Raw genomic sequence first — 22,879 nt, forward strand, 5'->3', positions numbered from 1 at the left:
AGATCACCGCTAAGCGCGTACGTTAGGCGCGCCCCAGGGCTCGAGGGAGTCCCTGACAGGGCACCCCTTGTGGGCGTGCCGGCTCCACCTGGGGACAACCGCGACCAGAGCCGCAGCCGGCCGACTTCGCCCGGCCTCACCGACAGCGACATGCAGTGCGCAGCTCCGGTTGGGCACCGGTGGCGGCGTCCACCACGACACCGCGCGTGACGGTTACTGCGTGGTCATCAGTCACATCTCCAGCAAACCGCGCCGGCACGGCGGGAGGGAGTCACTTGCGTGAGGTGTGCCGGGAGGGCGCGGCAGATCATGGAGCATCAGTGGCGTACGGCACCGGGAGACGGTATCCGCGCCCAACGACCGTCTCGATCGATCCGGATCCGAGTTTGCGCCGCAGTGTGCCAACGGTGACGCGCACGGTTTGAGTGAACGGGTCGGCGTGGGCGTCCCATACGTGCTCGAGGAGGTCTTCGCTGGAGACCACCTCACCGGCCCGGGTCATGAGGAACCGCAGGATGCCGAACTCCTTGCGAGTCAGTTTCAGCTCCGCGCCGGCCAGCAGCACGTGATGGCGGGCGGCGTCGAGTTCGAGGGCGCCGATGACCAGTGTGGCGGTCGTGTTTCTGGTTTCCCGGCGCAGCAACGCCCGCAGGCGGGCGAGCAGCTCCGTCATGTGAAAGGGCTTGACCAGGTAGTCGTCGGCGCCATCGTCGAGCCCTCGTACCCGGTCCGCGAGTCCGCCGCGCGCAGTCAACATCAGCACGCGGAGTTTGTCCGGTCCCGGGGTGGGGATGCGCCCTTCCCGCAGATCCCGGCACAGGGAGAACCCGTCACCGTCGGGCAGGTTGACGTCAAGCAGCATCAGGTCGTATTCGTTGACGGTGAGCCGGTCGTACGCCTGCGCGAGATCGAGCGCGATGTCGACGGCGTAGCCGTCACGGCCGAGGCCGATGCGCAGCCCTTCGGCCAAGTCGGGCTCGTCCTCCACCACCAGCAGTCGCATCCGCCCGACGATAGGGATCTTGGACCAGGCGAGGGAGACTTTGCTGTGACTCGTACTGGCAGTGCACCCCTCACGTCTTGACTTTCAGGATCGCTGAAAACCTTCGATAGATTTTCGGTCCGAGTTGCTTTCCTGATGCCCGCGCGGCCGCCTGGTCTGCCCCCGCCGGGCGGTCGCGCCTACCCCGGTGTACCCCGGCTCAGAGCGGTTGTCTGCGCGACGGTCCACGGTTCCACCACAGCGCCAGGCCGACGCCGGTGAAGGTGAGCAGCGTTCCCGCCAGCATGAACCAGGCGGAAATCTCGACCTCTTGTTCCTGCAAGCCGATCCGGCCGGGCAGGTCGTCCAAAGCATTGACGAGCTGGTCGGCATCCTCGGCGCGGAGGTACTCACCTCCGGTGCTGTCCGCAACCTGTTGCAACGCCTCCTCGTCGATCTGCAAGACCTGGTTCAGATTCCCGCCGCCACCGAAACGCCCGGCGTCGCCTTGACCACGCTGTCCCCAGCCGCCGGCGAACAGGTCCCCGCCAATCTGATCGGGGGAACAGACCATCGGGGCTGGGTCCGTGGTGCCGAACCCGATGGTGAACACCCGGATGCGGCGGGCGGCCGCTTGCTCGGCGGCGGTGCCGGGCTGGACGCCGGTGGTGTTGGAGCCGTCGGTGAGCACGACGATGGTGTCCGGCTGGTAGTCGGTCGGGCTTTGCGGGCCGGGTGTTTCGAGGTCGACGCCGGTGGCGGCGACATCCGGGTTGGTCTCGGCGATGGCGTCGATCGAGGTCAGGATGGCCTGGCCGATCGCCGTGCCGCGGGCAGTCTTGAGGGTGTCCACAGCGTCCAGCAGCTCACCTTTGTCCGTGGTCGGCGCGACCAGGAGACCGGCGACGCCGGAGAAGGCGACAATGCCCACACGGGTGCCGTCGTCGATGCTCCCGATGAACTCACGCGCGGCGTCGGTGGCCACAGTGAGCCGGTTGGGCTGCACGTCCGTCGAGCACATCGAGCCGGACACGTCGATGGCCAGCAGAATCGATGTTCCGTTGCGAGGAAGTGCGACTGTTGCTTGCGGGCGAGCCAGGCCGACCGCCAAAGGCAAGAAACCGGCGAGGAAAAGCCAGGCGGGAAGCCTGCGTTTCCAGGACGTACGCCCGGCCAGCGCGGCCCGGATCACCGCGACGCTGGAGACGGTGATAGCGGTGCGCTTGCGTCGCCGGTTCAGCCACCAGCGGGCCGCCAGCAGCAGCGGCACGGCCAGCAGCGCAAGCAGCGCCCACGGCCAGCTGAACGACATCAGACGATCCTTCCGTGCCAGCGGGTGCCCAGCAGCGCGCCGAGCATGAGCAGCAGCAGTGCGGCACCGGCGAACGGCGCGGTCAACTCGGCCGGCTCCTTCTTGGCAGTCAGGCGCAGGTCGATCGATTTCGTCGTGTCGGAGACGGCCGCCGCGTCCCCGGCCGGGTGGTACGCGCCGCCGGTGACCTCTGAGATCGCGGTGAGGGTCTGCTCGTCGAGCTGGGTGCCGAGCTGGAAGCCGTCGACTTCGACAGTGCCGCCTTGGGCCGTGCCCACGCCGACGGTCTGGATACGTACCCCCGCCGCAGCCGCTAGCTCGCCTGCGGCCTCGATGTCGGGACCGCCCGTCTCCTGCCCGTCGGAGAAGACGACGATCGTCGCCGACGGCCAGTAGCCGAGCTCGGGCGCGGGCGCGCCTTCCTGGGGCGGAGCCACCGGTTTGCCGGTGATCGTGCCGAGACCGACCAGGATGGCCTGGCCCAGGGAGGTGCCGCCGCTGGCCGAGAGCCGGCCGATCGCGGCCACCGCGGCGTTGTGGTCGTCGGTCGGGGCCTGGGTGAGCAGCGCCTGGTCGCCGAAGACGAGCACGCCCACGTCGACCGTGTCCGGCTGGTCCTCGACGAAGTCCTTCGCCGCCTGCTGCGCCGCGCCCAGCCGCGACGGCGCCACGTCGGTGGCGCGCATGCTGTTCGACACGTCGAAGGCCAGTAGCACGGTCCCCGACATGCGGGGCACGCTCAGCTCGGCCTGCGGCCGGGCCAGACCCACGAGCAGGACCGGCAAGGCCAGCAGCAACAGCGCGTACGGCAGGTGGCGCCGGATCGCCGCGCGGCGTGACGTGCCGCCGGCCAGGACGCCGAAGCCAGCCGCGTGCAAGGCGGCGCTGCGGCGGCGCTGAAGCGCGACGTAGCCGGCGATCGCCGCCGCCGTGACGACCGCAGCGGCGATCAAGATGAGCGGATAGAGGAAGCTCATGAACGCCTCACTCCTGAGCGGCGGACCATGTCGATCAATGCGGACAGCATGTCCTGATCGGTGGTGACCCGGTGGGCCGCGACCCCAGCCTTGCGCATGCCCTCGGCTACCTCGTCCTCGCGCGCGCCGACCTGGGTGGCCAGCCTTTGGCGCAGCAGCGGATCGCTGGTGTCGACCAGTAGCTGCTCGCCGGTCTCGGCATCCTCGACCAGGACCACGCCGACGTCCGGCAGGTCGAGTTCCGTAGGGTCGACCACCCGGATCACCACGACCTCGTGCCGGTGGCTGAGCATCGCCAGCGACCGGTCCCACCCCGGGTCGCCTATGAAGTCGGACATCACGAAGATCAGGCTGCGCCGCCGCGAGGTCGTCGCCGCGGCCAGCTTGAGCATGGCCAACAGATCGGTCGTCTCACCCTTGGCCCACGTCGGTTGGTTATGGAGTGAGCGGGTGATCCGGAGAATCTGGTCGCGTCCGGGCCGCGGTGGAATCAGTTGATGGGAGTTGTTGTCGAACAGGATCGCGCCGACCCTGTTGCCGCCCTGAGAGACGAGCCGGGCCAGCGCGACGGCCAGCTCGGCCGCGACCGACTGCTTGCCGCCCTCGCGGCCGAAGCGCATCGAGGCCGACCGGTCCACCACCAGCCAGGCCGTCATCTCCCGGTCTTCGGTGTACTGCCGGATGTACGGCTCGTCGAGCCGGGCCGTGACGTTCCAGTCGATGTGCCGGACATCGTCCTCCGGCACGTACGCCCGCAGGTCGGTGAAGTCGATCCCGGCGCCGTGCCACACAGTGCGGTAGGCGCCCTGCAGCCGCCCGTCCAGGCGACGGCCGAGCCGCCACTCGAGGCGCCGCAACAACCGATCGGAGGGAGTGGTCATGGGTCAGCGGCCCCGGCCGGCCGGCTCCGGGATCGCCACGTTGGCCAGGATCTTCGACAAGATCAGATCGGGCGTCACCTCGTCCGACAGCGCCTCGTATGACAGCACCATGCGGTGTCGCATGACATCAAGGGCAAGGTCGGTCAGGTCTTCCGGTACGACGTACTCGCGCCCCCGGATGAAGGCCAGCGCCCGCGCCGCGAGGACCAGGCTGATCGACGACCGCGGGCTGGCGCCGAACGTCACGTACCGGGCCAGGTCGGTCAGCCCGACCCGGGCCGGCTCACGGCTCGCATGGGCCAGGCTCACCGCGAACTCGATCAGCGACGGGTCGACGTACACCCGATCGGCCTCTTCCTGAAGGGCGACCAGAGACTCCGGGTCGATGATCTTCTGGATGACCGCGGCCCGGGTCAGCGCCCGCTCGACCACCACGAACTCCTCGGTCGGGCTCGGGTAGCCGACCAGCACCTTCATCATGAAGCGGTCGACCTGCGCCTCGGGCAGCGGATAGGTGCCCTCGGTCTCGATCGGGTTCTGGGTGGCCATGACCAGGAACGGGTTGGGCACCTTGTGGGTCTCGCGGCCGATGGTGACCTGCCGCTCCTGCATGACCTCGAGCAGCGCGCTCTGCACCTTGGCCGGGGCGCGGTTGATCTCGTCGGCCAGCAGCAGGTTGGTGAAGACCGGGCCCAACTGCACCTGGAACTCGCCGGTCGGCTGGTGATAGACGCGGGTGCCGACGATGTCGGCCGGCACCAGGTCGGGCGTGAACTGCACCCGGTGGAACTCGCCGCCGATCGCCTCCGCGAGGGACTTGACCGCGAGGGTCTTGGCCAGGCCGGGCACACCCTCGACCAGAATGTGACCGCGGGCGAGCAGGGCCACGATGAGCCGTTCGAGCAGGATGTCCTGCCCCACGATGGTCTTCTTGACCTCGTAGAGCACCTTCTCGATCGGCCCGGCCGAGGCCGCCGGAGCGTCCACTTCACTCCACGTCATACCACTGTCCTTCTCTCGCTGTAACTCGATGAGGTCTCACATGGGAGGGCCACTGCCGGGCCCTTCGCCGTCGCCGCCGCCACCCAGCGCGGCGCCGATCGGGACGGCGAAGCCGATGCCGATGAACGTGCCGGCCTCGGTCGGGTTGGCCAGTGCCACCACGATGCCGATCACCTGACCGTTGCTGTCGAATAACGGCCCGCCCGAGCTGCCGGGGTTGACTGCCGCGTCGAACTGGATGAGACCGGCGATGTCGCCGCCGCGGTCACGCGCCATCGTTCGTTCGAGGCCTGACACCACACCGGTTGTGGTCGACATCGTGAGTCCGAGAGGATTGCCGATGGCCACCACAGGATCGCCGATCTGAGCACCGCCACCGAGGGCCGCGGGAACCAGTGTTCCGGGTCGGCCGGCGGGGGTCAGCGTCGCGATGTCCCGCCGAGGGTCGGTTTCGGCCACGGTTGCCCTCGCCGTCGTACCGTCAGCGTAGGTGACCTCGATCGAGGCGGCTCCCTCGACAACGTGGTTCGCCGTCAAGATGCTGCCGTCCGCGTTGGCAATGACGCCGGTGCCGCTGGCTGATTCGGTCATGCTTTGCGCGTTCGCCGAGGTTCCGCCGCGGCCGGTGGAGATGATCGAGACAACGGAGGGCAGCACGCTCTCGTACAGCTGGGCTGTAGTCAGGCCCGTCGCGGAGCTTGACGGGCCGGGCATCGGCGAGGGCGGTGCCGCGGTTGGTTCTTCGCCGTCGCGGAACAGAACCAGCGCAGTGATCACGGCCATCCACACGACGACGGCGGCCACGAGCAGCCGCCGACCGGCGCCCGGCCAGATACGCCGACGAGGCTCGGCCGGGGTGGGCCGGTCCGGTGGCGGCACGGTTCCGCCCGGTTCTGTCTGCCGACCGGACTCACTCCCGAACGGGCCCAAAACCTCGACGTCCGTCACCGCCATGGCGACACGTCCGTCATAACGATCATGCTCGGAGGCTACGAGTCCGCAGAGAAAATTGACCGAAAGACGACCTTGGCGCGGACGACGGAGCCCCGGTTTCGGAGTCTGGCGATAGAGGTAATGACAGGGACTCCCAGGGCGGCGGCGGGCACCTTAGTTTCGTTATAGCGAGCGGCTCGAGGCCGCCGAGAGCCTGACGACGTCGAAGGAGACATTTGCGATGCGTATGAGAACCGCTTCGGGTCTGGCCGCCGCCTCCCTCGCGATCGTCGCCGCCGTCGTCGTGTTGGAGGAGCCGCACGCCGCCGTCCAGCAGGACACGTTCAGCGATGCCGTTCTCGTGATCGGGGATGAGAGGCCGGCTGCCTGGTGGGACTGCCCTGAGGTGCCGTCGGCGGCAACGGATCGGGTGTGATCGCCAGACGGCGTCCTGTCGTTGCGGCTGCGATTCGCCTGATCGTCGGATTCGCCGACGATAGGCCGGTTCGGCGTGCTCGGAAGAGCACAGGAGGAAAAGCTCATGCAATTGACCGGCAAAGTAGTTCTCATCACGGGCGGGAACTCCGGCATCGGATTCGGCACGGCGAAGCGGATGGTGGCCGAGGGCGCCTTCGTCTACATCACCGGCCGTAACCAAGAAAAGCTCGACGTCGCAGTGGCCGAGCTCGGAGACCGAGCGCGCGCCATCCGCGCGGATGCCACCCAGGCAAGCGACATGACCGCTGCCATCGACACGATCCGCACGGAACGCGGAACCCTCGACGTCGTCTTCGCCAACGCCGGCGCCGCCTGGTACGACACCATCGAGAAACTCACCGAGGAGAACCTCGATCACGGACTCGCGCTCGATATCAAGGGCACGATCTTCACCGTGCAGGCTGCGCTGAAGCTCCTCGCCGACGGCGGGTCGATCATCGTCAACACGTCAATCACGAAAGACATGGGCTTGCCCACGTTCGGCGTCTACGCCGCGGCGAAAGCCGGGTTGCGCAGCTTCGTGCGGACCTGGACCAACGAACTCCGCGACCGCCGCATCCGCGTCAACGCCGTCAGCCCAGGAGTCATTCAAACCGAAGCGTACGAGAAAGACATGGGCATCGCCGGGGCGGCTGCCTACGTCCAACGCGTCATCGAAGAGATTCCCGCCGGCCGGGTCGGCGTTCCGGAAGACATCGGCAACGCCGTCGTGTTCCTCGCTTCTCGGCAGGCGTCATTCATCAACGGGATCGAGCTGACCGTCGCTGGTGGACAGACGCAGATCTACGCCGGCCACAACTGACCCGGCGCCACCCACGCGCCCGGCAGATCACCCGTCAGAATCCGCGTAGGCACGTAGCGGTGACGTGGCAAGCATCGACACCACACCATTGCTGAACAGATAAGAAGGCACCGAAACGCCATGCAACCTGACAGACGGCTATGGGGCCGACGCGCCCTACTGCGCGGCCTCGTGACCGCAAGCGCCGGCGCCGCCGCCTCCGCGGTGCTCGCAGCTTGCACCTCCACCGAATCGAACTCGCGAACCCCCGCTGGCGGGACAGGGCAGACACCGACGGGGACGACGACGAGTCCGGTCCCCTCCAGGACGGCTGCAGGCGCAAATCCCATTCCCCAGGAGTTGGCGGTCATCCCGCAAGGACACAGGTCTCCCGCCTCGCGGCGAGGAAGGCTTGTCGAGCTGAGCTACCAGACCTACGAGTCGGCGACCTACGAGCAGAAGACCCAGAGGTTGACCAAACGCGCAATCGTCTACCTGCCCCCCGGCTACAACGCGGCTGAGAAGTACAACGTCTTCTACTTGATGCACGGCGGGTGGAGCAACGAGACGACATCACTCGGCACGCCTGACGATCCTTCCGATTTCAAGAACGTGCTCGACAATGCGATCGCAGCTGGTGAGATCGACCCGCTGATCGTCGTGTGCCCCACGTACAACAACACCAGTCCCAACGACAGCGGGGACTTCGGTCTCGCACTCACGCTGAACCAGAACTACCACCACGAGCTTTTGAACGACCTCCTCCCGGCTGTGGAAAGCAAGTACTCGACCTACGCGGAGAACGTTTCCTCGGAGGGCCTCATGGCCTCTCGTGACCACCGCGGTTTCGGCGGTTTCTCCATGGGATCCGTCGCCACATGGCGAACCTTCCAGCACGGCTTGGACTACTTCCGCTACTTCCTGCCGATGAGCTGCGGGACGTCGCTGGACATGGACAATATTCTCGCCGCCGCACGGAATCACGATGAAGCCGACTACTTCGTCTGGGTCATCACGGGTACCGAGGACTTCGCACACCAATACGACCAAGACCGGGTGGAGCTGATGCGCAACACCCCGCCCTTCGCTGAGGCCGACACCGAGCAGGACGGGAATTTCGCATTCCGCGTCAAGGCCGGATACTCCCACGACGGGACTGCCGCGACGGAATACACCTATAACGGATTGCGCTGGTTCTGGACCTCTTGAGACCGAACAGCTGGACAGACACAGGCCAACAACGATGAGATTTCTAGTTGAGAACGCCATCATCAAGCCAAGATCGACTTAACTGGCTGTAGCCGCTCGAAAGAGTCGACGCTGGCGTCGCTGCGCTCGCCACATACGGCATCAGCGTCAGTACGTCGGCCGCACAACGGCACCGATAAATCTCATAGATGCTTCCATCGACGGCATGGATGGTTTCCGGCGGGTTTCCCGGTTATTTCGGACACCCTCTGGCGCGTTGACCACAGACAGCCCTAAGGTCAGCCACCAACACCTCATCAATCGAAGCCAATCCGCGGCTAAGTGATTGAATCGATTCAAATATTCGATGAGGTTGGCGTGAGTATGTGATCAACATCTAAAGGGAGTCGCGTAGTGAGACGAAGGAGCCTGCGAGCGGCGCTGTCGGTGGCCGCTATCGGAGCAACAGCCGTCGCCGGGCTTTCCGTGCCCGGCGGAGCGGCCGTCGCCTCCACCGCGGTGTCGGTGGACCGGCTCGAAATCAATGCCAGTCCGTCGCCGCTCGGCATCGACGACGCCACGCCGACGTTCTCGTGGATTCTGCGGTCGGGACAGCGCGGCGTGCAACAGAGGAAATACCGCCTGGTGGTCGCCACGACCGCGGCGAAGGCCGCAGCCGGCAAGGGTGACGTGTGGGACTCCGGCACGATCAGCTCCGGTGACACGACCGTCGACTACAGCGGGCGCAAAGCCCTCAAAGCCCGCACCCGCTACTACTGGAGCGTCCAGGCGCAGGCGCCCGGTTCGACCCGCTGGGCCGCTCCGGCCTGGTTCGAGACGGCATACCTCAACGCCTCCGACTGGCGGGGCCAATGGATCGCGGGCGAGCCCCGCCCGGTCACCGTGCCCACCACCGCCGAGGGCGCCGCCGACGACGCCTGCTGTATCCAGGCGAACACGACGCTGGCCGAACCAGCCGCCGCCGGCGCCGGCAACGTCAAGGTCGCCTCGATCTCTGCGCTCGCCACCGGCGGCAGCATCACGATCGGAACGGCCGCCGCCGCGCAAACCGTGACCATCCGCTCCGTAGGCACCGCCGCCACCAGCACCACCCTCGCCGCGTCGACCGCGGCGGGCGGAACCACGCTGTACGTGGCCTCGATAGCCGGGTTCACCACCGGCGCCCCCATCACCGTCGCCGGGCAGACGGCCACTGTTACGACGGTCGGCACGGCACAGGGCCAGCAACGTACGCTCGCCGCCCCGGCCGAAACCGGCGCCACGACGCTCAAAGTCAACAGTGTCAACGGTTTCGCCGTCGGTACACCGGTACTCATCGGCGCTGGAGACGCCGCACAGATCCGGGTGGTCTCCGCCGTCGGCACCGCCGGGGAGACCGGAACCGGCATAACGCTCAACGAGCCTCTCAGCGCCGCCGCCGCGACCGGGACCACAGTCCGCAGCCTCGGCACCGGCATCCAGATCACCCCCGCGCTGACCGCAACCGCGGCCGCCGGAGCCGCGGTATCCAGCCCGGGAACCGGGGTCACGATCACACCCGCGCTGACCACGGCCCAACCCGCCGGGGCCCCGCTCGTCGGCAACTCCACCCCGACCGAGATCTGCCGGCCCGCCGGCGGCTCCCCCAACGCCGGGTCCTGCAAGCCGATCCGGCCCACCTACCTGATGCGCAAGAGTTTCGACGTGGCCCCGGTGACCCGGCACGGCTCGGTGGTCAGCGCACGGCTCTACTCGGTCGGCCTCGGGTGGAACCAGCCGACCGTGAACGGCCAGAAGCCGGATCCGGACGCCTACCTCAACCCCGGTTTCACCGACTACGAAGACACGGTTCAGTACACGACCGACGACGTGACCAAGCTGATCCAGCAGGATCGGTGGTCCCCGAAGACCAACGTGGTCGCCACCGAGCTCGGCGCCGGCCGCTACGACTCGGAGTCACAGCCCAGCAACCACCGTTTCGAAACCGCCCAGTGGCGCAACCTCGAGACGCTGCGGGCCGACCTCTGGGTACGCTACGCCGACGGCACCGAGCAGCTCATCAAGTCGGACAACACGTGGAAGACCAGCGTGGACGGGCCGACCCGCTACAACGACTTCGACACCGGCGAGACATACGACGCCCGTCGCAAGCTGACCGGCTGGAACCAGGCCGGCTACGCCGACAAGGCCTGGACGAACACCCGCACCGTCACCGGGCCCGCGGGCGACCTGATCGCTCAGCAGACCGAGGCGACCGTGAAGATCGCCGATCACAACGGGCCGTTCCCGCGCTGGTCCCCCGCGACCGGCGTGCACGCCTTCGACACCGGCCGCCAGCGCACCGGCTGGGCCACCGTGAAGATCTGGGGCGCCGCCAAGGGGCAGGTCATCCGGATCGTCTACGTCGAGCGGCGCAACGACGACACCACCAAGGACGACCCGGCGATTCCCGGCACCGGCCAGGACGGGGCGCTGCAGCTCGCCGGCAACCTGCAGCAGGAGTACTACGTCTCCGACGGCACCGGCACCGAGGCCAACCCTGAGACGTACGCCCCGAACTGGAACTTCGCCGGTTTCCAGTGGGTGCAGATCGACGGCTCCGGCGGCGCCGCGCTGCCGGACAACGTCAAGGTTGATGTCGCGTCGGTGCAGGAGCTGCGGACCGGCTTCCGGGAGATCGGCACGTTCGAGTCGTCGGTGCCGCTGCTCAACCAGATCTACGCCAACGTGCGCGGCTCGGTCGCCGGTGACTGGCTCGCCGGCTACTCGATGGACACCCCGACCTACGAGAAGGACGGCTGGACCGGCGACGCCCAGATCATCCTGCCCACCGTCGCCAACATCTTCGACATCCAGCGCTCCATGCGGAAATCGGCCCGCGACGCCGTGGACTCGCAATTGGCGAACGGGCAGGTCGGCCTGCTCATCCCCGGGGCCCAGGGGTACGGCTACTGCTCGCCGACGGATCCGGCGGTCGACCCGAACGACTACACGCCGTGCGGCAACGCGCCGTCGTTGAACGTCTTCAAGCCCGACGGTGGGGGCGCCACCCCCATCTGGGATGCGTTCCTGCAGGTGGTTCCCGCCGAGGGGTACCTGCGCTACGCCGACCTCGAGCCGATCCGAACCGCCTACGACGCCATGACCAAGTACATGGACCGCAACATCCAGGGCGGCAAGCCGTACGAGCAAGGCCCTGGGGGTTGGTTCGTCTGGGACGGCTCGAACGATTGGACGCTGAACTCGGGCCTGGGCGACTGGGCCTTCGTGACCGGCGCCGAGGGTAACGCCGCCGAGGGCACCAACCTGAACGTGGGTGGCTTCCAGGCCGCGTCGTCGACCGCGTTCACCGCCTACCTGGCCACCAAGACGGCCGAGGCGGCCAAGCTGCTCTACGCCGACACGAGGAACCCGCGCTACCTGAGGGACGCCAAGCAGTACGAGACGCTGTTCCAGAACATCCGCCGGGACTTCAACGCCCGCTGGTGGGACGCGACGCGCGGCTTCTACGCCGAGAACACGACCCAGGAGCTCCGGCAGGGCTTCCAGGCCTGGGCGATCGGCTTCGGCCTGGTCGAGGAGAAGAACAAAAGAGCACTGCAGGAGAAGCTGGCGTACGACGTGGCGGTCACCCGGACCGGGCACGCGATGATCGGCTTCGTGGGCATCCGGTGGATCTGGCCGGTGCTCACCGAGGCGGCCCACGCGGGGGTCCCGTACGCCAAGGAAGCTCTCTTCAAGGTGGCCCAGCAGACCACCTATCCCTCGTACGGCTACCACATCGGGCTCGGCTACACCGGCGTCGGTGAGTACTGGGAGTCGACCACGCGGACCCGCAACCACCAGTTCCAGGGCTCGATCGGGCAGTGGTTCTACGAGGAGCTGGCCGGCATCAAACCCGCCGCGGCCGGCTACTCGAAGATCACCATCCAGCCGCTGCCCGGCGGGCAGTACGGCGTCGACCACGTCGCTGCCTCGGTCGACACCGTCCACGGCCTGGTCAAGTCGAGCTGGACCCAGGCCACCGACGGCAGCCTCCGGCTGGACGTGACCATTCCCGCCAACACGACTGCCACGATCCACGTGCCCGCCGCGTCGAAGGGCAACGTCAGCGAGGGTAACCGGCCGGCGCACCAGGTGGCCGGCATTCACCACCTCGGCCATCAGCAGGACGCCGAGGTCTACCGGGTCGGCTCAGGGACATACTCGTTCCGGGTGACAGCCGGCTGACACTTACCCGGGCCGGTCCGATCGCCCCATCGGACCGGCCCGATCCACTCAAGGACGCGCGTGGAACTCACCGACATCGACCTCAACCTGCTCAAGCCGCTGCACGCGCTGCTCACCGAACGCAGCGTCACCCGCGCCGCGCACCGCCTCGGACTCAGCCAACCGGCGATGAGCGCCGCACTGCGACGCCTCCGGCACCATTTCAACGATCCGCTGTTGGTCCGCGCTCCGGGCGGACACGAGCTCACCGGTCTCGGCGAGTCGCTTCGCGCTCGGACCGCCGACGCTCTCGTCGCGGTCGAGCAGGCTCTCGCCGTGCCGTCCGAGTTCAACCCGCGCACCAGCGCCCGCCATTTCAGGATCGTCGCCTCGGAATACGCGATAGCCGTTCTCGGCGGCCCGCTCCTCGCCTCCCTGCGCCGAGCCCCCGGCGTGATGGTCGAGTTCCACCAGCTCACCGACGCCATCAACGACGAGCCTGAGGCCACCCTCCGCGGCGCCGACCTGGTCGTCTTCCCACGCGGCTACCTCGACGGTTTCCCCAGCGCCGATCTGTGGCAAGACCGCTGGATCTGCCTGCTCGGCGGCAACGACACCCGGCCCGAACCGACGACCGATGACCTGTTGGCCATGCGCTGGGTCGCGGCGCATCATGGCTCGGGAACGCCATTGGCAGCCGTGGCACGGCTCGCCGAAACCGGCCATGACATCCGGATCAGCATGATGGTGCAGAGCCATCTCGCCCTGCCTCTGCTGCTCAGGCAATGCGAAGACGTGGTCGCCCTCGTGCAGGAACGGCTCGTCAGCCACCTGCCGCCAGGATCCATCCGCGCCACCGTATGCCCTATTCCCATCCCTGAATTGCACGAGGCGATGTGGTGGCACCCCGCACACGAGCACGACGCCGGCAACCGCTGGCTGCGGGCTCTCGTCGCCGATGCCGCCCGCGTTGCGGACGCAACCAGCCACGGACCCCGGCACCTGGCCCACGAGCATTGACCGGACCCAGCCGAAGGAACACGGACGTCCCCACGCGAACGAACAGCGGAATTCGCGGCTCGTTACGCCACGGGGTTCGCGGAGGGCGGCGGCTGCCCGCCGGCACCGCCGGCTGAGGGCAGCCACATGACGAAGGTGCTGCCGTGGCCCAGCCGAGAGAACGCGGCGATCTGCCCACCGTGCGACTCCACGACCTGACGGACGATCGCCAGCCCCAAGCCCGTCCGGCGTTCCATCGACGACGCCGCCGCGCCGCGCCAGAACCTGTCGAAGACCCGGGGGAGGTCCTCTTCGGCGATCCCCACGCCCTTATCGGTCACGGCCAGCCACAACCATGACCCGGTCCGGCTCGTCGAGACCGTTACGGTCGAGGATACGGGCGCGTGACGTACGGCGTTGGACAACAGGTTGCCCACGGCACGGCGCAGCGCGTCACCGTCGCCGATGAGCTGCAGACCCGGCACAGTGTCGTACCGCAAGCCCGGTTGCCCGGCGCCGAGGGCGACGTCGTCGCCCGCCTCGTGAGCAACCGTGGTCAGATCGATGTCGGTATCGCTGCTCGCGTCGGCGTTGCGGCGCGCCGTGGCGAGCAGGTCCTCCACCAGCCGGGACATGCGCGTCGTGGCCCGGTCGATGATGGTCACCGCCCGGCTGCGCTCCTCCGCGGTGGCATCGGAGTCGGTCAGCGAGGCGTCCAGGTGCGTACGGATGATGGCCAATGGGCTGCGTAGTTCATGCGAGGCGTCGTCGATGAGCTGGCGTTGCGCGCGGAACGCCCGGTCGAGCCGGTCGAGCATGTCGTCGATGGTGTCGGCCAGGTCGCGCAGCTCGTCGTGCGGCCCGTCGAGCCGGATCCGCCGTGACAGGTCGGTGGCCTGGATGTCCCGGGCGGTGCGGGCGATCGCCCCGACCGGCCGCAGGACGCGGCCGGAGAGCACCCAGCCGACGCCCAGACTGATGAGGAAGAGCCCGCCCAGCACGATCAGCGAATATGTCCGCAAATTCTGCAGAGTGTTGTAGTTGACGGCGGCCTCGATCTCGCCGACCTCGGCCACCCTGAGCGTCCCCACGTACGCCCGATCGTCGAAGACCTTCGCGGTGCGCTCGGTGACCGGCTGCGGCTCAGTGGTCTGGGCGACCGCGAAATACGTGATCGCCAGCGCCGCACCGGTCAGGGCGAACAGCACCATGGAGTAGACGACGGTGAGACGGAACCGAATCGACCGGACGACCTCCGGCAATGACCACATGACCTAACTATCCCTGTCCGTGCGAGGGTTGCACTGCCCGCCACCGCCTCCGAAGCCCTCGCCTTCCGACAGGCCCTCGGGTCAGGCTTGGCGTGAGGCCAGTTGCACGATGGTGATGTCCGACGGCGCGCCGACGCGCACCGGCGGGCCCCAGGCTCCAGCACCGCGGCTGACGTACAGCTGGGTGTCGCCGTACGCCTCCAGACCCGCATTGGTGGGATTGGCCAGCTCGGAGATGTAGTTTCCCGGCCACAACTGACCTCCATGGGTATGCCCGGACAGCTGAAGATCGACCCCGTAATCGACCGCGTCTTGGATCACAACGGGTTGATGTGCCAGCAGGATCACCGCTCTGGCCGGGTCACGGTCGCCGAGCGCTGCCGTGAAGTCCGGGCCGCCGCCGGAGCGCTCACCCTGAACGTCGTCCACGCCCGCCAGGTCGAAGCCCTGCAACTCGACGTGAGCGTTGCGCAGCGGCCGCATACCGAGTTCCGTCACTTTGGCGACCCACGGCTCGACGCCGGAGATGTATTCGTGGTTGCCCGTCACGAAGAACGTGCCCAGCCGGGAGCGCAGTCCGGTAAGCGGCTGCACCGATCCCGCCAGGTCCTCGACGTCACCGTCGATCAGGTCACCGACGACCGCGATCAGATCGGGCTGGGTCGCGTTGATCGTGTCGACCACCCGCCGGCAGAACCCGGCACCGAGGATCGGGCCGAGGTGAACATCGCTGACCACGGCAATCCGCAGTCCGTGCGCGGAACGCGGGAGCCGGGCCAGCGGCACCGTGATCCGTTTGACCGAGGGTCCGTTCAGCACACCGTACGTGCCGGCGCCGACCGTGCCGATCGCGACCGCCGCAGCAGTACCCCCGACCACCCGTGACACGAAGAGCCTACGGGTCAGCACAGCCGACTGCTCATCGGCGGCATCGGCTGCGACTGGCAGAGGGCTACCCGCTCCGGTGAGCACGCCGGCCCGGCGCCGCGCCAGCCAATGATTCAGCACCGGCCGAACGGCCTCTCCCACCACGACGGCGAGCAGCAGGTACACAAAAAGCGCCAGCCATAGATAGCCGGGCCATGCGACGGCCCGCTCGGCCGCCGGCGGGACGCCGGACACCTCGCCCACGAGAGCCGCGGTCGCCAGCACCGGACCGGCCACGAACAGGGCGATCCCAGCCCGCCGCCACGGGGAGCGACGCGTCGTCGTATCGCGGACCAGCCGCCGCCAGACGTACCAGTGCACTGTCCCGAATGCGGCCAAGACCAGCACGGCCAACACCATCCCTGCAAGCATCCGGCGATGCTATGCGCGGCGCGGGACAGGAGGCAGGCCCTGAGAGGGCACCTCTGTCCCGCACGATTTTCGGTCGGCTTTCCGGCCGGTGTGCGCGGGTCGCGTTGTCAGAGCAGCGTTTCGACGGTGATGGGCAGCTCGCGGGCCCGGCGGCCGGTGGCGTGAAATACGGCGTTCGCGATGGCCGGTGCCACACCGACCAGGACGACCTCGCCGAGGCCTTTGACGCCGATCGGGTCGGCCTGCTCGTCGCGGCCGTTGAGGTAGATCGCCTTGAGGTTGCGCACGTCGGCGTTGACCGGGACCAGGTAGTCGGCCAGGTTGGCGTTGGCGATCCGGCCGTCGCGGTGGTCGGCGACGGTGTGCTCGAGCAGCGCGGCGCCGATGCCGCCGACCATGCCGCCGATGGCCTGGCTGTCGGCGAGTTTGGGGCTGATGATGCGGCCCGCGTCGTAGACGCCGAGCATTCGCCGGATCCGCACCAGGCCCAGCCGGGCGTCGACGCCGACTTCGGCGAAGACCGCGCCGTAGGCGTACATGGAGGCCTGGACCTGCGCGGGAGTGTAGGAGCCGCGGGCCTCCAGGTGAGTGAGGTGGTTGCGTGTCAGCAATTGCTGGTACGTCTCGCCTCGCGTCCGGTTGCCGGAAAGGTGAAGGCGGCCCCGGTAGACGACGACGGTGGCCGGGTCGGCGCCGTACAGCGGTGAACGCGGGTCGGCGACAGCGAGGGCGATGGCCTGCTGCCGTACCGCGTCGCATCCGTTCTGGACGGTGGAGCCGATGCTGGCCATGGTCAGCGAGCCCCCGTGCACCGGCGCCTGCGGCAGCTGGGTGTCGCCGAGGCGAAAGGTCACGTCGGGCACGGTGAGGCCCAGAGCGTCGGCCGCGACCTGGGTCATGGAGGTGTAGGTGCCTGGTCCCATGTCGCTGGTCGCGGACTCGACCACGGCGGTGCCGCCGGCGTCGAGCCGGACCTGGGCCTGAGCGGGTGCCCGCAGGGTGTCGTAGACGGCGGTGGCCACTCCCATCCCGACCAGCCAGTCGCCGTCGCGGGTCGCGCGTGGCTTCGGGTTGCGGCGGTCCCAGCCGAACTCGCGGGCGCCGACCGTGTAGCACTCGCGCAGCCGGCGGGTGGAGAACGGCAGGCCGCTGGCCGGGTCGTTCTCGGGTTCGTTGCGTGCCCGTAGTTTGATCGGGTCGATGCCGAGCTTGTACGAGAGCTCGTCGATCGCGCTCTCGACCGGGAAGGCGGCCGTGGAGTATCCGGGACCGCGCATGGGTGTCGGCGTGTTCACGTCCAGCGGCACCGTGCGGTGGGTCTGGCTCACGTGCGGGACCGCGTACAGCATTTGTCCCGGGGCCAGCACGCCCCGTTCGCTGAACGTCTCGTATCGCGAGGTTTCGGCCCGCAGGTCGTGCGTCATGGCGCGCAGCCGTCCGCTGCGGTCGCTGCCGATGCTGAGCCGGTACTCGTACGCCGGCCGGTAGCCGACGCCGAAGTAGAGCTGGCGCCGGGTCAGCACGAGCTTGACGGGCCGGCCGAGCTCACGGGCGGCCAGGGCGGCCGCCGTGGCGTGCGGCCAGCAGCGTGCGGCGTTGCCGAACGCGCCGCCGACGAACGGCGAGATGACCCGGACGGACTCCACGGCGATGCCGAAGACGGCGGCGAGCTCGTCGCGGGTGCTCTGCACCCACTGGGTCTTGTCCCACACGGTCAGCACCCCGTCGTCCCAGCGGGCGACGATGGCATGCGGCTCCATGGCGTTGTGGTGCATGCGCGACAGTCGGTAGCTCAGATCCAGGCGCACCTCGGCCTGGGCCAGCGCGGTGGCGGCGTCCCCGCGGGCGTAGGTGACCGGTGTGTTGGCCGGCGCCTGGCCGAGGTCGAGGTTCGGCTGCTCGGCGCTGTAGGTGAGCGTTACCAGCCGTGCCGCGTGCTGGGCCGTCTCCAGGGTGGTGGCGACGACGACGGCGACCGGCTGACCGTGGAACAGCACCCGGTCGTCCTGGAAGACGTGCAGCCGCTCCCCCGGCAGGTTGAGGGAGCCGCGGTTCGGGCGGTACGGCAACGTGGGAGCGTTGCGGTGACTGATCACGCGCAGGACGCCGGGCTGGGCTTCCGCGGCCGCGGTGTCGATGCCGGTGATGCGGCCGAGACCGATGCTGCTGTCGACGACGACCGCGTGGACGACGCCTTGCGGGTTGTTGTCGGCCGCGTACCTGGCCTGCCCGGTGACCTTGAGGCGCCCGTCGACGCGGGACTGCGGCCGGCCGACGGAGGCCTGCGGCTGCGGGCTCATGCGGTTCCTCCTACGATGTGCAGCTGGCGTTCGACGGTGCGTTGCAGTAGCTCGACCTTGAACCGGTTGTCGGCCAGGGGCTGGGCGCCGTGGGTGGCCAGCTCCGCGGCGGCGGCGAACAGCGTGGCCGAGGGGCGCCGGTCGATGAGGTGCTCTTCGACGGCGGGCAGCCGCCACGGCACGGTGCCGACGCCGCCGGCCGCGACCTTCGCTGTCCGGATGACGCCGCCACGGACATGGAGCGCGACGGCGGCGGAGGTCAAGGCGAACTCGTACGACTGCCGGTCGCGTACCTTCAGATAGCCTGAGCGCAGTGGGCGCGGGTGGGCCGGGATCTCGATGGCCGTGATGAGCTCGCCGGGGTGCAGGGCGTGCTCGCGGTTCGGTGTGCTGCCCGGCGGCAGAAGGAAGTCCTTCAGGGCCAGCGTCCGTTCGCCCGCCGGGCCCAGCAGGCGGACCCGCGCGTCGAGGGCGGCCAGGGCCACGGCGGCGTCGGACGCGTGGGTGGCCACACACTGCTCGGAGGTGCCGAGAATCGCGTGGCTGCGGTTGTAGCCGTCCAGGGCGGAGCATCCCGAGCCGGGGTCGCGTTTGTTGCAGGCGGCCGTTACGTCGCGGAAGTAGGTGCAGCGCGTGCGCTGCATCAGGTTGCCGCCCATCGTGGCCATGATGCGCAGCTGAGGCGATGCGCTGAGTTCCAGAGCCTCGGTGACGACCTGATAGGTGCGGCGCATCAGCGGGTGAGCCGCGGCGTCGGCCATGCTGACCAGAGCGCCGATGCGGACGTCGCCGTCACCCGTGACGGTGATCTCGCGAAGCGGGAGCCTGCTGATGTCGACCAGCGTGTCGGGGCGTTCCACGGTCTCGCGCATGAGGTCGACCAGGGTGGTGCCGCCGGCGATGTACCGGCCGCCGCGCCGGCCGGCGGCCAGTGCGTCACGAGTGCTGGTGGCCGTGGTGAAGGCGAAGGGGTACATCAGCGTTCCCCCTGAACGGCGGCTTGCTCGACAGCTCGGACGATCTTGGTGTAGCAGCCGCAGCGGCAGATGTTGCCGCTCATCCATTCGCGGATCTCGGCCGCGGTGCCGGTGTGCCCCTCGGCGATGCAGCCGACGCCGGACACGATCTGCCCCGGCGTGCAGAAGCCGCACTGGAAGGCGTCCTGGTCGATGAACGCCTGCTGCAACGGGTGCAGGTCGTCCCCGTCGGCCAGGCCTTCGACGGTGGTGACGTGGGCGCCGTTCGAGCGTACGGCCAGGGTCAGGCAGGACAGTTGCCGCCGGCCGTCGACGAGCACCGTGCACGCGCCGCAGGCGCCGGCATTACAGCCCTTCTTGGATCCGGTGAGTCCGAGATGCTCGCGCAGCAGATCCAGCAGGGAGGTGCGGTTGTCGACGATGGAGCTGTGCCGCTCTCCGTTGACCCGCAGCGAAATCGGGCTCGCAGTCGCGGCGGAGGCGGCGGCACTGGGCGCGGCGGCGGCCTCGGCCGGCGCCGGCAGCAGATCGGTCACGGTGGCGGCACCACCGGCGGCGGCACTCACCGCGATCAACGTGCGCCGGGACAGTCCGGTCGGCGTCCCTTCTGTCGGCACGTCGGTGGACTCGGGATGGTCGGTCGGCATGGTCCCACTCTCTCGTTCGGGTGACGGGCGCGGCGGAACAATGGGGAATTTGGAGTTGATTTGCGGTGATCGCTTTGCCAGCTTTGCCGCAGATCCAGCGAAGTGGCAGGCCGTGCTGTGCCGGGTAAAGAGATTCCGGGGTATACCAGGGCCCCCATCTTCTCCGGCGTAGCCGCATGCGAAAACGGCCGGTTCCTGGTGGGAATCGGCCGTCTCATACGCTCGCTCAGCGTTCGATCATCTGCATCTGCTCATCGGTGTGGTGATCGCCTTCGGCTACCGGGAGGGCGTCGAGGGTGGCGACTTGTTCCCGTGTGAGCTCGATGGCGTCGGCCGCGGTGTTCTCCTCCACGCGGCTGACCCGCTTGGTGCCTGGGATCGGCACGATGTCGGTGCCCTTGGTCAGCAGCCATGCCAGGGCAACCTGGGCCGGGGTCGCGCCGACCTGCTCGGCGACCTTCTGCACCTCGTCGGCCAGCCGGAGATTCCGCTCGAAGTTCTCCCCGGTGAAGCGGGGGTTGTTCTTGCGGAAGTCGCTGTCGTCCAGCTTCTCCAGATCCGCGGCGGTGCGCAGGGTTCCGGTGAGGAAGCCATGCCCGAGCGGTGAGTACGCCACCAGGCCGATGCCCAGTTCGCGCAGCACCGGCAGTACTTCTTCCTGGTCCCGCGTCCAGAGCGAGTACTCCGACTGCAGGGCGGTCACCGGATGGACCGTGTGGGCGCGCCGGATGGTGTCGATCCAAGCCTCGGACAGGCCGATGTAGCGGATCTTGCCGTCCTTCACCAGCTCGGCCAGCGCGCCCATGGTGTCCTCGATCGGCGTGTCCGGGTCGACGCGGTGCTGGTAGTAGAGATCGATGTGGTCGGTGCCGAGCCGCTTCAGCGAGCCCTCGACCGCCGTGCGGATGTTGTCCGGCTGGCTGTCGAGATTCCACGGCCCGCGGCCGCCGTGCGACACCAGCCCGAATTTGGTCGCCAGCACGACCTGGTCACGGCGGCCTTTCAGCGCCTTGCCGACCAGTTCCTCGTTGACGTACGGGCCGTAGATCTCCGCGGTGTCGATGAGGGTGACCCCGAGCTCGATGGCCCGGTGGATGGTACGGATCGATTCGGCGTCGTCGCTGCCGGCGCCGGTGTAGCCGTGCGACATGCCCATGGCGCCCAGGCCGATCCGGGCAACTTCAAGATCTCCAAGCTTGGCCGTACGCATGCTCAGGCCTCCGGGATGTCGCGGCCGAACGTCTCGAGCGTGATGTCGGTAGGTTCGGGGCCGCCGCGCTTGCCGGTGTCGAGGGCGTCGATCGCGGCGAGCTGCTCGCCGGTGAGCTCGAAGTCGAACACGTCGAAGTTCTCGGCGATCCGCTGCGGCTTGGTGCTCTTCGGGATCGCCGAGCGGCCCTGCTGCACGTGCCAGCGCAGCATCACCTGCGCCGGGGACTTGCTGTGCGCCTTCGCGATCTCGCCGATGACCGGGTCCTGCAGGGTGCTGGTGTGCTCGCCTTCGCGGTAGAAGGTGATGCCGCCGATCGGTGACCAGGCCTGGCTGATGATCCCGTGCTGCGCGCCGAGCGCCTGCACCTCACGCTGCTGGAAGTACGGGTGCACCTCGATCTGGTTGACCGTGGGCACGACTGTCGCGGACTCGAGCAGGCCGGTCAGGTGCTCGACCATGAAGTTGCTGACGCCGATGGCCCGGACCTTTCCGTCGGCAAGCAACTTCTCCAGCGCGCGATACGCCTCGCGGGTCTTGCCGAATTCCGAGGGCAGGGCCTGGTGCAGGATCAGCAGGTCGATCTGGTCGACGCCGAGCTTGCCGGCGCTCTTGTCGAACGAGTGCAGGGTCTGGTCGTAGCCGTAGTCGCTGATCCAGATCTTCGTCTCGATGAAGACCTCGGAGCGGTCGACGCCGGACTCGGCGATCGCCTCGCCGACCCCGCGCTCGTTGCCGTAGGCGGCGGCGGTGTCGATGTGCCGGTAGCCGGCCGACAGGGCCGCCTTGACCGCGTCGCGGGTCTCGGCCGGCGGGGTCTGGAAGACACCGAACCCGATGGCGGGCATCTCGACACCGTTGTTCAGCGTCAGGTGTGGAACGGAGGACATGGGGAGCGTTCCTTTCAGTTCCGGGGAAGCAGGCGGATGGTGACCTCGTGTGCCTGCTGCCCGACGACGGAGCCCACGATGGCGGGTCCGTACCGGTCGTATTTGGCGTGATAGGCGGCGTCGACGGCGGCATGGACGCCCGAGTCGGCGGGCTCGGCGAACACCACGTCGCGTTCCAGGCCGCCGGCGCGGATTCGCCCGGCTCCGGCCCGTAATGCCCGTACGTACCAGCCGTTGGCCGGACCCCGGGCGGAGCGCACGTACAGCTGGTCGCCGGCACGCACGACCCACATGGTCACGTACGGGCGCAGCGAGCCGTCCGCGCGCAGCGACGCCAGACCGAGCTCCTCGGCGCGGCCGACGGTGGTCAGCTCGTCACCTGTCCAGGACGTGGTCGTAGATTCGGGTGCCACAGCGTCTCCTTCGTACCGCCCAGCCAGGACGTACCCGGCCTGAGTCCAGGAAACCCCAATGGCCGACGGCCAGGGAGTGCCTGATGAAAGGGGTACCAGCAGGGACTCCC

The 22,879-nt window shown here is 68.4% G+C and carries 19 protein-coding genes; 5 read left to right on the forward strand and 14 right to left on the reverse strand.

What is annotated here, in order from left to right; genetic code table 11:
• Positions 1 to 307: 307 nt before the first annotated feature.
• From ACQP2X_RS35645 to ACQP2X_RS35670, 6 genes are all read right to left on the reverse strand, one after another.
• Positions 308 to 1,003 (reverse strand): response regulator transcription factor, encoded by a 696-nt coding sequence (locus ACQP2X_RS35645; protein ID WP_498689469.1) that lies wholly within the window; start codon positions 1,001 to 1,003, stop codon positions 308 to 310.
• Positions 1,004 to 1,202: 199 nt separating this feature from the next.
• Positions 1,203 to 2,294: a VWA domain-containing protein gene (locus ACQP2X_RS35650; protein ID WP_498689471.1), complete on the reverse strand. Its 1,092-nt coding sequence runs from the start codon at positions 2,292 to 2,294 to the stop codon at positions 1,203 to 1,205.
• Positions 2,294 to 3,271 carry a VWA domain-containing protein gene (locus tag ACQP2X_RS35655; protein ID WP_498689474.1) on the reverse strand — a complete coding sequence of 326 codons (978 nt, stop codon included), beginning with the start codon at positions 3,269 to 3,271 and terminating at the stop codon, positions 2,294 to 2,296. Before ACQP2X_RS35655 ends, ACQP2X_RS35650 begins: the two co-directional genes overlap by 1 nt.
• Positions 3,268 to 4,152 carry a DUF58 domain-containing protein gene (locus ACQP2X_RS35660; protein ID WP_498689476.1) on the reverse strand — a complete coding sequence of 295 codons (885 nt, stop codon included), beginning with the start codon at positions 4,150 to 4,152 and terminating at the stop codon, positions 3,268 to 3,270. The genes ACQP2X_RS35655 and ACQP2X_RS35660 overlap by 4 nt, the downstream gene beginning before the upstream one ends.
• A gap of 3 nt (positions 4,153 to 4,155) precedes the next feature.
• On the reverse strand, positions 4,156 to 5,154 hold the full coding sequence (locus ACQP2X_RS35665) for an AAA family ATPase (protein WP_498689479.1): 999 nt from the start codon (positions 5,152 to 5,154) through the stop codon (positions 4,156 to 4,158).
• A 36-nt stretch (positions 5,155 to 5,190) separates the two neighbouring features.
• Positions 5,191 to 6,108: a S1C family serine protease gene (locus ACQP2X_RS35670; RefSeq protein ID WP_498689481.1), complete on the reverse strand. Its 918-nt coding sequence runs from the start codon at positions 6,106 to 6,108 to the stop codon at positions 5,191 to 5,193.
• Between the two features lie 220 nt (positions 6,109 to 6,328).
• On the opposite strand from ACQP2X_RS35670, the gene ACQP2X_RS35675 reads away from it, so the two are divergent.
• From ACQP2X_RS35675 to ACQP2X_RS35695, 5 genes are all read left to right on the forward strand, one after another.
• The gene (locus ACQP2X_RS35675; protein ID WP_498689483.1) at positions 6,329 to 6,523 is read left to right on the forward strand and encodes a hypothetical protein; all 195 of its coding nucleotides are present in this window, start codon (positions 6,329 to 6,331) and stop codon (positions 6,521 to 6,523) included.
• Positions 6,524 to 6,628: 105 nt separating this feature from the next.
• Entirely contained in the window at positions 6,629 to 7,387 is a 759-nt protein-coding gene (locus tag ACQP2X_RS35680) for an SDR family oxidoreductase (protein WP_498689484.1), read from the forward strand.
• A 339-nt stretch (positions 7,388 to 7,726) separates the two neighbouring features.
• Positions 7,727 to 8,575, forward strand: a complete 849-nt coding sequence (locus ACQP2X_RS35685) for an alpha/beta hydrolase (protein ID WP_498689485.1) — start codon at positions 7,727 to 7,729, stop codon at positions 8,573 to 8,575.
• A gap of 393 nt (positions 8,576 to 8,968) precedes the next feature.
• Entirely contained in the window at positions 8,969 to 12,784 is a 3,816-nt protein-coding gene (locus tag ACQP2X_RS35690; protein ID WP_498689487.1) for a family 78 glycoside hydrolase catalytic domain, read from the forward strand.
• Between the two features lie 60 nt (positions 12,785 to 12,844).
• Positions 12,845 to 13,783, forward strand: a complete 939-nt coding sequence (locus ACQP2X_RS35695; protein WP_498689488.1) for a LysR family transcriptional regulator — start codon at positions 12,845 to 12,847, stop codon at positions 13,781 to 13,783.
• A gap of 62 nt (positions 13,784 to 13,845) precedes the next feature.
• Here the strand turns inward: ACQP2X_RS35695 and ACQP2X_RS35700 are convergent, their stop codons facing one another.
• The 8 genes from ACQP2X_RS35700 to ACQP2X_RS35735 all read right to left on the reverse strand — a co-directional run bounded on the left by ACQP2X_RS35700 (position 13,846) and on the right by ACQP2X_RS35735 (position 22,769).
• Complete coding sequence (locus ACQP2X_RS35700; RefSeq protein WP_498689490.1) at positions 13,846 to 15,033, reverse strand: sensor histidine kinase; 1,188 nt, start codon at positions 15,031 to 15,033, stop codon at positions 13,846 to 13,848.
• An 81-nt stretch (positions 15,034 to 15,114) separates the two neighbouring features.
• Positions 15,115 to 16,164 (reverse strand): metallophosphoesterase, encoded by a 1,050-nt coding sequence (locus ACQP2X_RS35705; RefSeq protein WP_498689492.1) that lies wholly within the window; start codon positions 16,162 to 16,164, stop codon positions 15,115 to 15,117.
• 275 nt (positions 16,165 to 16,439) lie between these two features.
• Entirely contained in the window at positions 16,440 to 18,632 is a 2,193-nt protein-coding gene (locus ACQP2X_RS35710; protein WP_498689493.1) for a xanthine dehydrogenase family protein molybdopterin-binding subunit, read from the reverse strand.
• Positions 18,629 to 19,609 carry an FAD binding domain-containing protein gene (locus tag ACQP2X_RS35715; protein ID WP_498689495.1) on the reverse strand — a complete coding sequence of 327 codons (981 nt, stop codon included), beginning with the start codon at positions 19,607 to 19,609 and terminating at the stop codon, positions 18,629 to 18,631. The genes ACQP2X_RS35710 and ACQP2X_RS35715 overlap by 4 nt, the downstream gene beginning before the upstream one ends.
• Positions 19,609 to 20,067, reverse strand: a complete 459-nt coding sequence (locus ACQP2X_RS35720; RefSeq protein ID WP_498701114.1) for a (2Fe-2S)-binding protein — start codon at positions 20,065 to 20,067, stop codon at positions 19,609 to 19,611. Before ACQP2X_RS35720 ends, ACQP2X_RS35715 begins: the two co-directional genes overlap by 1 nt.
• 415 nt (positions 20,068 to 20,482) lie before the next feature.
• Positions 20,483 to 21,466 (reverse strand): aldo/keto reductase, encoded by a 984-nt coding sequence (locus tag ACQP2X_RS35725; RefSeq protein WP_498689496.1) that lies wholly within the window; start codon positions 21,464 to 21,466, stop codon positions 20,483 to 20,485.
• Between the two features lie 2 nt (positions 21,467 to 21,468).
• A complete protein-coding gene (locus tag ACQP2X_RS35730) occupies positions 21,469 to 22,356 on the reverse strand; it encodes an aldo/keto reductase (RefSeq protein WP_498689498.1) in 888 nt (295 codons plus the stop codon).
• 14 nt (positions 22,357 to 22,370) lie between these two features.
• The gene (locus ACQP2X_RS35735) at positions 22,371 to 22,769 is read right to left on the reverse strand and encodes a DUF2255 family protein (RefSeq protein ID WP_498689499.1); all 399 of its coding nucleotides are present in this window, start codon (positions 22,767 to 22,769) and stop codon (positions 22,371 to 22,373) included.
• Positions 22,770 to 22,879: the final 110 nt, after the last annotated feature.

Origin of the sequence: Actinoplanes sp. CA-131856 (assembly GCF_050956135.1) — a bacterium.
In the GTDB taxonomy this organism is placed as follows: domain Bacteria; phylum Actinomycetota; class Actinomycetes; order Mycobacteriales; family Micromonosporaceae; genus Actinoplanes.